We start from the raw sequence: 13,955 nt of genomic DNA on the forward strand, positions 1-13,955 counted from the left end.
ATTGCTACCAAAATGCATTAGCAGAAAGAGTGAATGGCATACTGAAGCAGGAGTTTTTACTGCACCGATGTAGGACATTTGCGGAGCTGAAGATACTTGTTAGAGAATCGATAGCAATATACAACGAAATGAGACCGCATCTGAGTTTGAATATGGCAACCCCTAATCAGGTGCACAATAGAAAAGGCCAGCTACAGGAGCTGGCCTAAAAACTGTCAACCTATCTTAGGACGGGACAGATTTAATCACTTGATATAATAGCTGAGCGATTTTTTTACTTTTATTGCTTTAACAACAATAGCCCTGTCAAAGCCTATGCAAGCGCACGAACATCATTGGTTTGATGGTAGTGCAAACGAGTGATGGCCAAGGCAATCAAGGCCAGTAAGGTTAACGAGCCCATCACCACGCCGCGCCACTGCGCCTCATGCCAAAACATCATCAAATAAGGCCCACCAATCGCAGCGCCTAAGTAGTAACAACATAAATACAGCGATGTCGCTTTAGCCCGATCGCGACTGGCGCGCATCGCGACAAAGGAATTACAGCAACTGTGGGTGAGGAAGAAACCACAGGCCGTCATCAAAAAACCTAAGCTAATGGTTAAAGTGGTCTCAAACAGGGTCAGTAAGCTTCCGAGCAACATCACGCACCAAGACCACTGATACAACTTATGTTGGCCAAATTTGGCGAGCCATTTCGCAGTGAAATACGAAGCTATAGTCCCACTGGAATAACACAGGAAAATCAAGGTTGCTTGAAAGCGACTCCATTCATAGGGCGCCGCCATCAAATGCAGCTGAATAAAACTAAATTGATTCACCATCATCATAAAGGTTAAGCCGCCAATCGCGTAGACCAAGCGCATTTGTGCATCGGTGAGATGATGGCTAAAGCCATGAAGATCTTGGGCTAAACGGGCGCGTTTTGATAAAGAGGGCTCAGTTTTACTCTTTGACATGGCCTGCGCATCGGCAAGTGAAGGCAGCAAATAGTTCACTAAAGCCACGCCCGCTAAGGTGACTAAAAACAACAGCCACATGGATTCTTGCCAAGATAAAAACTGCGACATAACGCCGCCGAGTAAACGACCAACAATGCCACCAATGCTATTCGCCATAATGTAAATGCCCGCGGCTTTGAGCATAGTGCTCGGTGACAACTGCTCTTTAAAGTACGCCATAGCAATTGCTGGCACGGCAGCGAGTAACGCACCTTGCAGCAATCGCACTAGCACTAGCCCGTTAAAGTCCGGTGCCCAAATTAACAGTAAGTTAGATAGCGCCAACAACCACAGGCTGACAATAATCGGTGTGTGTCGACCGATACGGTCTGACAGTACCGCATACAAGAGCAATGAAAAGGCCAAGGAAAAACTGGTTACCGACAGGATTAACGTCGCTTTAGACCCCGATACCGCAAAATGCTCCGCAATCAGCGGCAACATGCCTTGCATCAGATACAAGTTGATATACACCACCACAGAGGCGACACATAGCGCCCACATCAATCGGGTGTCACGCTGTTTATGATCAATCATAGTATCTAACTCGGCTTGCACAGGAGCCTCGACAAAGCACACTCATAGGATAGACAAAGGTTATCACCGGGCATAACATAACAATAATAGATAATATCTATCGCTATCATTGATTTTTGTTATAGCCACAAAGTACCTACCTTACCACTATTCAACAGTATGGGCCCGATTGATGGATATCCGCCAACTCAAGCATTTAGATGCCCTTGCCAGTACTGGCAGCTTTACCGCCGCAGCCAAAAAGCTCAATATGGCCCAACCTGCCTTAAGCCAAAGTATCAAGCGCTTAGAAGTCGCACTCGGCGTGACTTTGGTCAATCGTACGAGCAACAAGAATGACAAGCTGCTCGCACTCACGGCCGAAGGTTTAGTCCTACATCAACATGCCACTTTGATCCTGAAACAGATTAAGCAGGCCGAAGCGCAAATTCGCGCCATGGCCAATCTCACCTCGGGGGAAGTCCGCATTGCCGTACCGGGCATGCTGGGGTCTTTCTACCTGCCCTCGCGCTTAATGGCTTTTCGGCATAAATACCCCGAGTTGAAACTGTCACTGTTTGAAGGCGGGACGCGCGACGCGTTGCGTATGTTGCAACACGAAGAAGTGGATATTGCGATCATTACCGCCCAAGACCTACAACCTGAATTTGATAGTCAGCTATTGATCCGTGAGCAAATGGTGATCGCTATGGGAGCCGAACATCCTTTAGCGGAACATAGCGCCGTCAGTCTCAATGATTTTTTCGACCATGAGTTAGTAATGTTCAAGACAGGTTATTTCCACCGCGAGTGGATCTTATCGCAAGCCAAGGATCTGGGGAAAAAGCCCAATGTCGCCTTCGAGACTAATCTGATCAACCTTATCAAACAGATTGTTTCCCAAGGATTTGGGATCACCAGCGTGCTCGAAATGGCAATAAGTTCAAAAGATGACATTTTAGCTAAACCCTTCGATCCACCGGTATTTTTAAACCTGCATATCGCATGGAAAAAACAACGCCCCGTCAGTCAAGCAGACCGCGCCTTTGTCGATTTTTTAATGTCAAATCGCTGACCTAAATCGATTAAAACAAAAAGGGCTGATATCAATATCAGCCCTTCTCTTTTTACTATTAACTTACTGTTAAACCTTTCGATTTAACCCTGAGCGATTAGCCTTGTTTACGACGACCAAAGGCAAACGGTAGCAATAACAAGCTTAACCAACCTAATGAACCACCATCATCTTTCTTAGCTGGTGTTTCAGTCACAGACACAGACACGACACTTGAATCCTTGTTGCCATGGTTGTCCGCTACAGTCAGTTGGAATGACACGGTTTGAGCTGTACCACTCACTTCTGGCGCCACTAGATTAAGCTTGGCTGCATTAGCGTCAAAGTTAAAGCTCGCGCCGCCTAACTGAGTCCATTTGTAGGTTAATGGATCATTATTGGCATCGGATGACTTGCTCGCATCGATAAACAGTGGTTTACCTTCTTGAACAGATACCGGTGCTTCAATCACTGCCACTGGCGCAACTTCTGGCACATCAAATTGATATTCTTGCTTCAAGACTTCAGCCGACTCGTTGTTCACTTTGTTGGTCAAAGTCACAAGGTTGTCTTGGCTTGCCTTACGTGGCACTAAGTCAAACGTCACATCTTGCGCCGCGGCACCAGAGGCCATCTCGATAGTCCAAGTGATCTTATTGCCCACTTGTGTACCTTGATGGCTGATATTAGCCACTTCATGACCTTCTGGTAATAACGCTTCTAAGGTGTAAACGCGGGTTTCTTGCGTTTTGTTCGCTTCGATACGGGTCTTCATTACCTTAGCGGCGCCTGGCATTAACTCACCTGAAACAGTGCTACCTAGAGGCGGTAACACATCATCACTGACGCGCTCAAATAATACCGGAACTTTAACTGGAGCGACTTTGTCATCAGTAGTGGTCAGCGTCAGCATTGCCAAGCCTGTATCGCCCACTAACATCGCTTGTTTCCATGCTAAGTTGACGTTGAAATCTTTATGGTCACCCGTAAGATTTGCCGTTAAGTTATCACCCGCTTCATCGTATAAAGTCACTTGTTTCAAACTAAAAGCATCATCCGCATTGGCTGCAGATGCCTGATAGTTTTGTATCACGACAATATACTCACCTTTCACTGGGTTCTTAATAGATACACTTTCCTTTGAACCACCAAACGCTGAAGATGCCGCGATAGAAAGTGGACTACCATCTTTCTTATCGAGTATCACAAACATGTCTAAGTCAGGAGAGGTGGTATTACCGATTGATGCATTGAAAAATAACGCTTTGTCTTCAACGTTAAAGCGAAATACTTTTACGCCATCGGCCAAATCATCAAATGCACTATCGGTATTTGAATCCTGTTTCACACTTGATTCATAAGTAGCGCTTAACTTAAGTTCAGTCACTGTCGCCGCAACACCCGGTAGATCAATCGCTTTCAAGTGAGCCAAATTGCGCTCATCGGCATCACGTGAGGCTGAAACATTAACAACCGCAGGTAAGTCGCGTTTAGCAATCTTAGCCACGATCGGCATGTTAGCCGTTGGGAAGGCTTCCGAAGCTAATACTAAGTTACCAAAGCCCCAACTTGCACCGACGTTAGTCACATCCGCAGTCACAGTGATAGTTTGACTCTCACCTTTTTTCAGGTTGAAGCTTTCTGGCGTCACAGTTAACGCGAACTTATCGGTTGCGGAAACACCTTTTGCTGTCCAGCTACCGTCAGCCGTTGCAGTGACAGTACGTGTCCAAGTACAAGTATCGATACAACGTGAATCAGCCATGCTTGGAATGTTTAACTTACGTGGATCGCCACCTGTTGTAGGGTTAGCAATCTCGTAGTTTAAGGCACTTTCATCCATCACTAAGCCAGATTTAGCCGCTAAATCCACACGAATACGGCCTGCGCCTACGTCAAACGGATCTGCAACAGTTTTGCCATCAGCCTTTTTCATCGCTTGGGCTGTCGTTGCTGTCATCATTAGCGCAGAACGAATGTTATCTGGGGTCCAATCTTTATGCAGTGATTTAAGTAACGCGCCAGCACCGGCAACGTGAGGACTCGCCATCGAAGTACCTGACATCAACGTGAAATCAGCAGGATCAGTTCCCGCCTTATCATGGCCGAATTGTTGATCTGAATAAGCAGCATAGATATCACTACCCGGTGCAGCAACATAAGGCACCAGTACATCGTTAGTCAGGTTAGGTCCAATCAATGAGCTGGCAGATAAAACATCCGCTTCTTTACTGATGACTTTAGGGGTTGGAGACAGCGTGATTTCAAGCGCTGGATTTGCCGCCATAGCAGCAATCAGTTCTAAGCCATCGATATCGCCAATAAATACCGCTGGAATATCCAATTTATCTAGCCCAGACATGGTCAGACGCGCATTATTTTCACCATCTCTATTGAAAACAATCACACCCTTAGCGCCAGCTTTCATCGCCGCAGCGACTTTAATATCGAATGAACAACCACCGCGTCTTAAAATGGCGATCTTGTCTTTAAAAGCATCCGCAGCAAATGGTTTACAGGCTTCAAAATTGGTCGCATCGATTGTGCCAGCATAAACAGGCACACCTTTGAGCACTTCAGTTTGAACCGGGCCAGAGCCAGCAGTGTAGTGGTAGTTTTTACCATTAAATTCAACCGCGCGAACTATGTCGCGATTGTGGGTCGAGTTAGCAACCGACGTATACCAAGGCGCATTTTTAGGCGTAGAGTAAGGTGTTTGATTAATAGCAGGGCTAGTGTTTGTCGCGGCACGTGTGTTACCCGCAGCAACGGCAGCAAAAATACCCGCATTACGCGCAGCTAAGAAACCTTGTTCTGTTGCACTATTCCACGGATTTCCACCACCGCTGATTGAAAAGTTAATCACATCGACGCCATCTTTGATTGCATCGTCTAACGCTTTCAAAATAGGTGCGGTCGGGCAGCCAGAATAAGTGTCGCCCGCATTACCCGGATTACAGATTTGATAAGCTATGATGTTTGCATGTGGTGCAACACCTGAGATTTGCGTAAATTCAAGACCCGTCGCAATACCATCACCTTCTAACTTACTGGTTTCACCTTGCACGTAAGGGACATTAACTAAAATGTTACCCGCTGCTGTACTAGCAACGTGCGAACCGTGTCCGCCGTAATCCTCACCATTTTTTGCCGGGGGGGTGTCACCATACACTTTTACGTCATCAAAGTTATTGGTGATTTCTGGATAGCTACGGACACCGATCAGTTTGTCGTTACACATGCTGGCGAAGTCAGTTTTACAGTCACCAATATAGATGCCTTGACCTAATGGGTTAGTGTGGTCATAACCATCTTGGCCAACATCCGCAAATGAAGCATGGTCAGAGTTAATGCCTGAGTCGATAATACCGACGATCACGCCTTCGCCCATGGCTTTCGTGCCCGTTGCGCTGCCATCCCATACATTTGGAGAACCGATAAGCGCTTGGCTGACGTCGGTTTCCATTTGTTCCATGCGTTCGCGCTCAACAAACGCAACCTCAGGTAACTCAGCCATTTTCTTCGCTTGAGCTTGAGTCATGCGAACTGCCATACCGTTTAACGCATACTGATAGGTCGTTAATGGCTGCAGATTGGTGCCAATTGCCGCACTCGCGTTAGCTAAAAATCGGTTTTGTTTGACTTTCAAATAGCTTACATAACTTTTGACTTCAGGTCTTGAAGCATCGAGTTTACCATTCACAGCGACTTTTGAAGTGCCACTTGTCTGCACTCTCTGTGAGCTCGTCGCTTTAAAGCCAGGAGTCGTTCCTTGATAATTGGCGACTGAACTGTCACGTAAACGAACGATATAAGTAAATTCACCCTCGCCTAAATCCGCTTCTGGTACAAACTTAACTTCAGCTCCGGCGGCATTACCGCGTAATGACGTGGCTTGTAGTTCACTTGGAATATCTAACTGCAAGGTTTCACCCGTAGGTGATAAAACGGTTTGCGCATTTGCCGCCGACGATAACAGCGCCATAGACACTGCTAGTGCTATTTTAGTTTTCATTGTGACTTCCCTAATTCTTATAAGTTGTATGATTTATAAAACTCAGGTTGGTGGCATGAACATACTGCAACAACCAAGAACGTCACCTGTAACTGACATTTTTTATGAATAACTATTCAATTTACTGTAATGATGATCACTGAGTTTTATCGCGACAATTTGTAACACGCGAAGATACAAATTAAAACATTAAGTTAACGGAACGTTATTCAGTAAATCGTATATCAGCTTCTATTTATCTTAAAAAAGAGAAATAGATTGTTTCGCAGGTTGAATAGCCGGTAAATTAAAGCTCATAAACAAAAATGTGAAATACAAATAGTTATTTAAAATCAGTACATTAATTAAAAACTTAAATGTTTGAGCACCAAGATAGTGCACCAAAAAACAGAACGAGTGACCGTAAAAGTATTATTATTCGTAAAAAATATCTGTTACAAAATAAACATTTACGAAAATAAAATTAAACACAAATTAAACATGACTTTAACTTTTTTTAAACAATTTAGTGTGAATGCCATTTTTACAAAATGCCACTCCTTATAAAAAATACTAACTTATGCATTAATATTCTTAGCTCTGTGTAAAGCAAAATCATATTTGATTTTACATTTACAACATGGATACCCGAATATTAACCAAAAAAAAGCCCTTGCAATATAAATTGAAAGGGCTACATCTTCAGCAATACAAAAATAATGCGTAGGCAATAATTAGGAGTGATTAATTCGCCATAACCGCCTTCATTAACACTTCTGTCGTGAACTTATCATTATTGACGACAGGGAACCTGTCATAGGTTTGGAAGATCACTTGGTCTTGGAACTTGATCATCGCCACTACGCCATATTGGATACTCTTATCGATCGATTTTGCAGGCAGCGTAAATTTAAACGGCACTGGCGCTCTGGCGATGTTAAAGGTTTTCTGTGCGACGATAATACCCGGGGTATTCAAATCAATAATTGCAATAGTGATTTGGCAACCTTGAGGCAAGGGAATTTTCTCTAAATAACCCGCTGCGCCATTGATAATAATCGGGGGTTCAGGTTTCACCGTCACGCAGCCATTAAGTAGAATAGCCATGAGCGAGAACAATACAAACGACTTTATTTTCAGATACATATTAACGTCCTTTTACCATGCGGATCAGGCCTTCTTGGGTAGAAGAAGCCACTAATTCACCTTGTTGATTGAAAAACTGCCCTCTGACGTAACCTCTGCCACCGCTGGCATTGGGGCTATCAATACTGTAAAGCAACCACTCTCCCATATTAATCGGGCGATGGAACCACATCGCATGATCTATCGTCGCCATGCGAACTCCAGGACTTAAAAACGACACGCCGTGGGGCTGAGCCGCTGTCACGAGAAAGTTAAAGTCCGAGGCATAGGCGAGTAAATATTCATGAATATGGGCGTCATTTGGCATGGGACCATTGGCCCTCATCCACACGTAACGGTACGGCTCGGTTTCTTTGGGCGCAAAGGGATGTAATGGATTAACCAGTCGCATCTCAATGGGCGCATCGGCCATAAACTTTTCCAGTATGCTCGGCGGCACTTTATCCCGCATAGTCAGCGCTAATTCCTGCTGATTCAATAAACCTTCAGGTCCTGGTACTTGCGGCATCATCGCTTGATGACTAAATCCTTCTTCAGGTTCTTGGAAGGAACAGGTCATGTGGAAAATCGGTCGACCTTTTTGAATTGCACTGACGCGGCGGGCACTAAAACTGCCGCCATCCCGCATATTTTCAACTTCATACACAATCGGTAACTTCTCGTCACCGGCACGTAAAAAGTAGGAGTGTAATGAGTGGACCTTACGCTCAACGGGGACGGTTTGTTTAGCGGCGCTCAGCGCTTGCCCCATCACTTGACCACCAAACACATGCCCAAATCCCAGATCTTGGCTCTGACCACGAAAGAGGCCGATTTCAATTTGCTCAAGGGAAAGTAATGATAAAAGATCGTCTAATACCTGACTCATGGGATCCTACTGCATAATTAGCCATTAATGCTAAAGGGTAACTCAGTTCGCCTTAAGCTGACCAGTCTTCTATCGATTATTCACAATCAAATCAATCAATTTTAATATGGTGTTCTAGCGCGCTTAACTGAGACCAAGACAAGACTTTATCCTCACCACTGGAGTGCAAAGTAACTGGAAAGGATTGGTATAGCTGGGGCCACTGCTGCGCGAGATTATCAGGCGTAAAAAGCCCCTCATTAAAATACATAGGCTGAAACTCGACAAACATGCCATGGCTGACGCTGCCCGCACCTGCGAGTAAGTGTTGACCATTGGGCGCCTGTTCACTCACCAAAAAAGCCGTTGTGGCGGTTAATGACTCAAAGGAAAATAACGGCTGAATCGCACTTGCTAAATGTTTGGCTGTCATCGCGGTGACGGCATGTGGGCATAAACTATTGACACAAATATTATGAATTTCTCCTTCTATCGATAAGCAATTCACCATGCCCACCAGCGCCATCTTACTCGCACTGAAACCGACTTGATGCACATCACCAAACAAGGCCGAAACCCCAGTCGTCATGATAATCCGACCATAATTCTGTTGTTGCATATAGGGCCAAACGGCTTGCGTCAGATAAAAACTGCCATTGAGATCGACATCCAATTGCCGTTGCCACTGCTCAAGCTTAATATGCTCGAACGGACAAGCACCGTAGACCCCCGCGTTATTAATCAAGATATCAATGCGATGCCAACGTAAGATCACTTCTTCGACCATGCGGTTTACTTCACCCCGCTGGCTAACATCAAGCACAAAGTAGAGACAGTCACCGCCGAGTTTAATAATGCTGCAGTAGGTTTGCATCAATGCTAAGTTGGCCGGAATTGTTTGAGCACCATAGGTAGAAATAGACTCGGATGACGATAACGGCTGATCAACGAGCACCACCTTCGCGCCCCGCTCAGCCAACATGATGGCATAGGCTCGACCTAGCCCTGCTCCCGCCCCAGTGACTAACGCCACCTTATTATCGAAACGCATCCAATTATATCCTTATCGGCATAACAGTAGCGGCAAACGCAGCCAATGAATGCTCAAAAACAACTCGCATAAGGCGACTAGCACCTGTGGTATCTCCAGTTGAACATAGGATTTAGCGTTACGCCTATGTCTTGGGCGGTGCAGCGTCTCCAACAACATCCGCTATAGAAACACAGACTTTTTTGATTTTCTTTGAGCTTGACGACAAATCTCCGCCTACATCAGTGAACATATGTGCGCCAATTCAAACTCTGTTAAATGCGTTTATTAGATAGTGCTCACTTTCGTGTTAAATCTTGTTATGCTATGCGCTAATTGAGCCCTTGCTCGATACCATTCCCATTTACCAATAACGACTGGACGCCATGAATCCTTGGATTTTAGCTATAAGACCCCGTACGCTACCCGCGGCCATAGGTCCTCTATTGATAGGCAATATTCTCGCCCTGCATCTTGAGAGTTACAGCTGGTTAATCGCTGCCACTTCTATGCTGTGTGCTGTGCTATTACAAATTGCCGTCAATCTCGCTAACGACTATTTTGACTTTAAAAACGGCATAGACACGGCCGAACGCTTAGGACCCGTTCGCGTGACACAAAGTGGTTTAATTCCACCAACGAGCGTCCGCAATGCCATGATATTTTGCCTATTAATGGCACTTGCTGTGGGTTCCTATTTAATTTGGCACGGAGGCTGGCCTATCGCGATTCTCGCCGCGGCCGCCATTTTAGGTGCACTCGGTTACAGTGGTGGCCCCTATCCCCTCGCGTCCCATGGGCTGGGCGAAGTCGCGGCCTTTATCTTTTTCGGATTAGTCGCCGTCGTGGGGAGTTATTATCTGCAGGCGGGCGATACAACAATCAATGCTTGGTTATTAGGCTGCGCCATTGGGCTGTTCAATGCGGCTATCATGCTGGTGAATAACACCCGCGATATTCGCACCGACACCCAAGCGGGCAAACACACATTGGCAGTACGTATCGGCGAAGCACAATCAAAAGTGTTATATCAAGCGCTGATTTACCTGCCCTTCGGCTTAGTGATTGCAGGCTTTCTACTGGGTATTTTACCTGGGTTACCAGTATTGCTCGCGGGCTTATCACTGCTTATCGCCCGTAAACTCAGCAGTGATTTCTATGCGGTGTCTGGTGAAGCGTTAAATCCGTTACTCGGCCGCACGGCTAAGTTAACCATGATTTTCAGTACTTTGTTTAGCGTGGGTTTAGTGTTTACCGCATAAGAGTAAAGCCGCTAGGCTAATGCTATAAGCCGCTAAAAGCTTAATACTGAATACAAAAAAGGTTCGTATCTTCAACAGATACGAACCTTTTTTATTGGCTGAATATGCTTAATCTTAGGTTTACTGCCATGTTCGATGACACAAATCCAACATCAGATTATTGCCAGATATAGCCTGAGATCAGAGTATTTAGCAAAATGCCGTTAAAGTTACGTAGCGCTTGGGATGAATCACTGTGACCAGCGCCGAAACACACATGTAGTGTCAATAAATGTTCTTCCCGCGGATGACTAAACCGCGCCTCAGGAGCCGCTTGCCAGTGAGTCAATGCTGTTTTGGCCTCGGCAGTGTTCACGCTTGCGGTTAATATTTGCGTCAGCCAATAGTCAAACTCTGCGCTGCGACTTTGGACCGTGGGATCGCTTGAGAAAAACGCCCGCATATTGTGAAACGACATGCCAGAGCCCACAATCAATACCCCTTGATCCCGTAGCGGCGCTAAAGCTTCGCCAATCGCTATATGGGTTTCAGGATCGAGACTGTGGACTAACGACATTTGTACTACGGGAATATTCGCCTCGGGATACATCAACTTAAGTGGTACAAAGGTGCCGTGATCAAATGCGCGTTCGCTATCTAAGCGGGCGGCGATACCTTTATCCGCGAGCATATTCACAATCTGCGCCGCTAATTCTGGCTCACCCGGTGCAGGATACGTCAGCTGATACGCTTCGGGTGGAAAACCATAATAATCGTATAAAATTCCGGGCTTAGGGCTACTCGACAAGGTCACTATAGATTCTTCCCAATGGGCGGTGATCAGCACAATCGCCTTAGGGGTTTCAATGGGCGCGGTCACTGAGGTTAAAAAAGCACGTAACTCTTTATGATTGGCATCATTTAGCAAAGGCATTGGGCCACCACCGTGGGGCACAAATAGCACAGGCATACGACTCGCTTTAACTTGCATCATGGCTTTCTCTTGTTAATTAACTTAAATCGGTACGACTGACTTCAGACTCTATTTTCATCACTTAAAATGCGGAGCGACTTAGCGCCAACTGCCGCTGAAATTGCACTAAACGCTCAATAATTTCATCCAGTTTGATAACTAGAAAGAGCCCAGCCGATAAACTCAATGCAAGCAGTGCATTAATCGCCGCTTCATAGTTAAAGTGGAAATAAATCGCCCCCATCATAATCGCCAGCAAACCGCTCGCCGATAGCACTCGGTAGTCACGTAGACACAATCCAAGGGCGCCAATCACTTCCATCAAACCAATAAAATAGCCAAACCCTGTGGGAAGATTCATCAAAGTAAACGGAACATGGAACATAGGCACGCCAAATAACTTGGCAAATCCCGAGATAAAAAACACTATGCTCATCGCCAGTGTAACAGTTGCGGCGGCGCGATTGAGTGTATTGGCACAAAGGAATAGCTTCTGCGAATCGGCCTCAGCAACTAAGCCATTGATACTTGAGCCCTTAGCACCACATAAGTTTGAAAATCGCATCGCACACACCCCATTGATCTTAATATTGTCGTCAGTCTTGGGCATAAATGCGCAGACGACGAGCGAGAATGGAGTAGATTATGAGCCGATAAAAGATAAATAAATATGGAATAAAATCTAATATCTCATAAACTAATACTTTATGACTTGCGAGCAATCCCAGTGACCTTAGACCAACTGCTGATGTTTAAAACCGTGGCTGAGGCGGGCTCACTCAAAGCCGCCAGTGACAAGCTACATAAAACCCAACCCGCCATTAGTCAAAGTATCAAACAGTTAGAATCTCAACTCGATCTCATCTTATTTAACCGTGAAGGTTATCGACTCGCCATCACAGAGCAAGGCCGAAAACTGCTGCAACATACCCAGCGGGTGCTGAATGAAGCACAGGAAATGAAGCAAGTCGCGAAACATTTAGCCAAAGGCAACGAAGCGAGTATCACCTTAGCTTTTGAAGCATCTTTCAATCTCGCTCGAATTCTACCGATTTTAGAACTGACTCAAAATGAGTTCCCCTATACTCAAATCATTCTCAAACAAGAATTTTTAACCGGTGCACTCGAAGCGTTGAATCAAGATAAAGCCGAAATCATCATCTCAGCTGGCGGAATTGAGCCCATACGTTCGAGCCATTTAGAATTAGCCTATTTATTTTCCGGTAGCCTGCTCGATGTCGCCGCGCCGCGCATGCTTGAGCGCCATCCGACACTGACCTACGCACGAGAGCTCGTTAACGAATATCAAATCGTGATCCAAGATACGGGCTCAGGTACTGCGAATATTGAGTTTGGGGTACAGGCGGGGCAACGACGTTGGTATGTTAATGATTTTTATACCAAGAAAATGCTTATTCAAAGTGGCATGGGCTGGGGCAAGCTGCCGCACTATATGATTGAAGATTCACTCAAACAAGGTGCATTAATCGCACTGGATCTACGCGAAAGACAAAACAACATTCAACTCGATTACTATGTGATGCGAAAACCCCACTCGCCTTTAGGCCCAGTCGCCCAAGCACTCTGGCAAAAGCTGATCGCTTTTTCTGTAGATGAATTTAAAACATAACGCCAAAGTAAAAAAGGGCCAATAGGCCCTTTTAAATCAAACAAAAATTACTGTACTTCTTGCTTGGCAATGGCGCGGTCTAACTTAGCTCGTTCAACTTCAGGGGACGCTTTAATCGCGTTCACTAGGTTGATGAGATCAGTGCCATCTTCAGCGGCTAACAAGAGTAAATTACTCTTGTTTTGCCAATCCACTTTCAGGCCATGAACTTTTGCAAAATCCTCAGCTGAAACGCCAGGTTTAAGCTTAACAACCAATTTACCTGTCATTTCTGCAAATGGCTTACCAGACTGAGTCACTACTTTCTGTCCTTTTGTTAACTGTTTCGCTTGCTTCACGCCAGCATCAGTTTTGACAAAATATTGGTTGTCAGTACCCAAAAATTCAGCACGACTGACTGTGACGCCTTGTGTTTCACCTTGAGGTTCAACCAAATCAACTTTGTCATGTGCCATAACTTGTGCAGATAACGTAAGAGCAACTGCAACTAATGATAAATTCAACGCTTTCATTTAATACTC

At 45.4% G+C, this 13,955-nt stretch carries 12 protein-coding genes; 4 read left to right on the forward strand and 8 right to left on the reverse strand.

Going from position 1 to position 13,955, the window contains the following annotated elements:
* A partial coding sequence (locus MO387_RS03100; RefSeq protein ID WP_242325993.1) for an integrase core domain-containing protein occupies positions 1-209 on the forward strand: 209 nt, incomplete at its 5' end.
* Between the two features lie 104 nt (positions 210-313).
* Here the strand turns inward: MO387_RS03100 and MO387_RS03105 are convergent.
* Complete coding sequence (locus MO387_RS03105) at positions 314-1,561, reverse strand: MFS transporter (RefSeq protein WP_107948262.1); 1,248 nt, start codon at positions 1,559-1,561, stop codon at positions 314-316.
* Positions 1,562-1,712: 151 nt separating this feature from the next.
* On the opposite strand from MO387_RS03105, the gene MO387_RS03110 reads away from it, so the two are divergent.
* Complete coding sequence (locus MO387_RS03110) at positions 1,713-2,594, forward strand: LysR family transcriptional regulator (RefSeq protein WP_107948264.1); 882 nt, start codon at positions 1,713-1,715, stop codon at positions 2,592-2,594.
* Positions 2,595-2,691: 97 nt separating this feature from the next.
* Here MO387_RS03110 and MO387_RS03115 read toward each other — a convergent pair whose 3' ends face one another.
* The 4 genes from MO387_RS03115 to MO387_RS03130 all read right to left on the reverse strand — a co-directional run bounded on the left by MO387_RS03115 (position 2,692) and on the right by MO387_RS03130 (position 9,611).
* Positions 2,692-6,588, reverse strand: coding sequence for a S8 family serine peptidase (locus MO387_RS03115; RefSeq protein WP_107948266.1), 3,897 nt, complete (start codon positions 6,586-6,588; stop codon positions 2,692-2,694).
* A 723-nt stretch (positions 6,589-7,311) separates the two neighbouring features.
* Positions 7,312-7,713: a YbaY family lipoprotein gene (locus MO387_RS03120; protein WP_006082308.1), complete on the reverse strand. Its 402-nt coding sequence runs from the start codon at positions 7,711-7,713 to the stop codon at positions 7,312-7,314.
* 1 nt (position 7,714) lies between these two features.
* Positions 7,715-8,581 (reverse strand): acyl-CoA thioesterase II, encoded by an 867-nt coding sequence (tesB, locus tag MO387_RS03125; protein WP_107948268.1) that lies wholly within the window; start codon positions 8,579-8,581, stop codon positions 7,715-7,717.
* 91 nt (positions 8,582-8,672) lie between these two features.
* Positions 8,673-9,611, reverse strand: coding sequence for an SDR family NAD(P)-dependent oxidoreductase (locus MO387_RS03130; protein ID WP_063884917.1), 939 nt, complete (start codon positions 9,609-9,611; stop codon positions 8,673-8,675).
* Between the two features lie 365 nt (positions 9,612-9,976).
* On the opposite strand from MO387_RS03130, the gene MO387_RS03135 reads away from it, so the two are divergent.
* On the forward strand, positions 9,977-10,852 hold the full coding sequence (locus MO387_RS03135) for a 1,4-dihydroxy-2-naphthoate polyprenyltransferase (RefSeq protein WP_006082311.1): 876 nt from the start codon (positions 9,977-9,979) through the stop codon (positions 10,850-10,852).
* 157 nt (positions 10,853-11,009) lie between these two features.
* Here the strand turns inward: MO387_RS03135 and MO387_RS03140 are convergent, their stop codons facing one another.
* Together MO387_RS03140 and MO387_RS03145 are read right to left on the reverse strand one after the other, a co-directional pair.
* Positions 11,010-11,825 carry a class III extradiol ring-cleavage dioxygenase gene (locus tag MO387_RS03140; RefSeq protein WP_107948270.1) on the reverse strand — a complete coding sequence of 272 codons (816 nt, stop codon included), beginning with the start codon at positions 11,823-11,825 and terminating at the stop codon, positions 11,010-11,012.
* 61 nt (positions 11,826-11,886) lie between these two features.
* A complete protein-coding gene (locus MO387_RS03145; protein ID WP_234420952.1) occupies positions 11,887-12,369 on the reverse strand; it encodes a DoxX family protein in 483 nt (160 codons plus the stop codon).
* 162 nt (positions 12,370-12,531) lie between these two features.
* Here MO387_RS03145 and MO387_RS03150 point away from each other — a divergent pair, with 162 nt between their 5' ends.
* Positions 12,532-13,434 (forward strand): LysR family transcriptional regulator, encoded by a 903-nt coding sequence (locus tag MO387_RS03150; protein ID WP_107948274.1) that lies wholly within the window; start codon positions 12,532-12,534, stop codon positions 13,432-13,434.
* Between the two features lie 47 nt (positions 13,435-13,481).
* Here MO387_RS03150 and MO387_RS03155 read toward each other — a convergent pair whose 3' ends face one another.
* Positions 13,482-13,946 (reverse strand): hypothetical protein, encoded by a 465-nt coding sequence (locus MO387_RS03155; RefSeq protein ID WP_006085523.1) that lies wholly within the window; start codon positions 13,944-13,946, stop codon positions 13,482-13,484.
* Positions 13,947-13,955 lie beyond the last annotated feature (9 nt).

This window comes from Shewanella sp. N2AIL (assembly GCF_022690845.1).
GTDB lineage: Bacteria > Pseudomonadota > Gammaproteobacteria > Enterobacterales > Shewanellaceae > Shewanella > Shewanella baltica.

Excerpts from the sequence above, each read along its gene's own strand:
- MO387_RS03110 (WP_107948264.1), top strand. The coding sequence starts at position 1,713 with ATGGATATCCGCCAACTCAAGCATTTAGATGCCCTTGCCAGTACTGGC.
- MO387_RS03115 (WP_107948266.1), bottom strand. The coding sequence starts at position 6,588 with ATGAAAACTAAAATAGCACTAGCAGTGTCTATGGCGCTGTTATCGTCG.
- MO387_RS03120 (WP_006082308.1), bottom strand. The coding sequence starts at position 7,713 with ATGTATCTGAAAATAAAGTCGTTTGTATTGTTCTCGCTCATGGCTATT.
- tesB (WP_107948268.1), bottom strand. The coding sequence starts at position 8,581 with ATGAGTCAGGTATTAGACGATCTTTTATCATTACTTTCCCTTGAGCAA.
- MO387_RS03130 (WP_063884917.1), bottom strand. The coding sequence starts at position 9,611 with ATGCGTTTCGATAATAAGGTGGCGTTAGTCACTGGGGCGGGAGCAGGG.
- MO387_RS03135 (WP_006082311.1), top strand. The coding sequence starts at position 9,977 with ATGAATCCTTGGATTTTAGCTATAAGACCCCGTACGCTACCCGCGGCC.
- MO387_RS03140 (WP_107948270.1), bottom strand. The coding sequence starts at position 11,825 with ATGATGCAAGTTAAAGCGAGTCGTATGCCTGTGCTATTTGTGCCCCAC.
- MO387_RS03145 (WP_234420952.1), bottom strand. The coding sequence starts at position 12,369 with ATGCGATTTTCAAACTTATGTGGTGCTAAGGGCTCAAGTATCAATGGC.
- MO387_RS03155 (WP_006085523.1), bottom strand. The coding sequence starts at position 13,946 with ATGAAAGCGTTGAATTTATCATTAGTTGCAGTTGCTCTTACGTTATCT.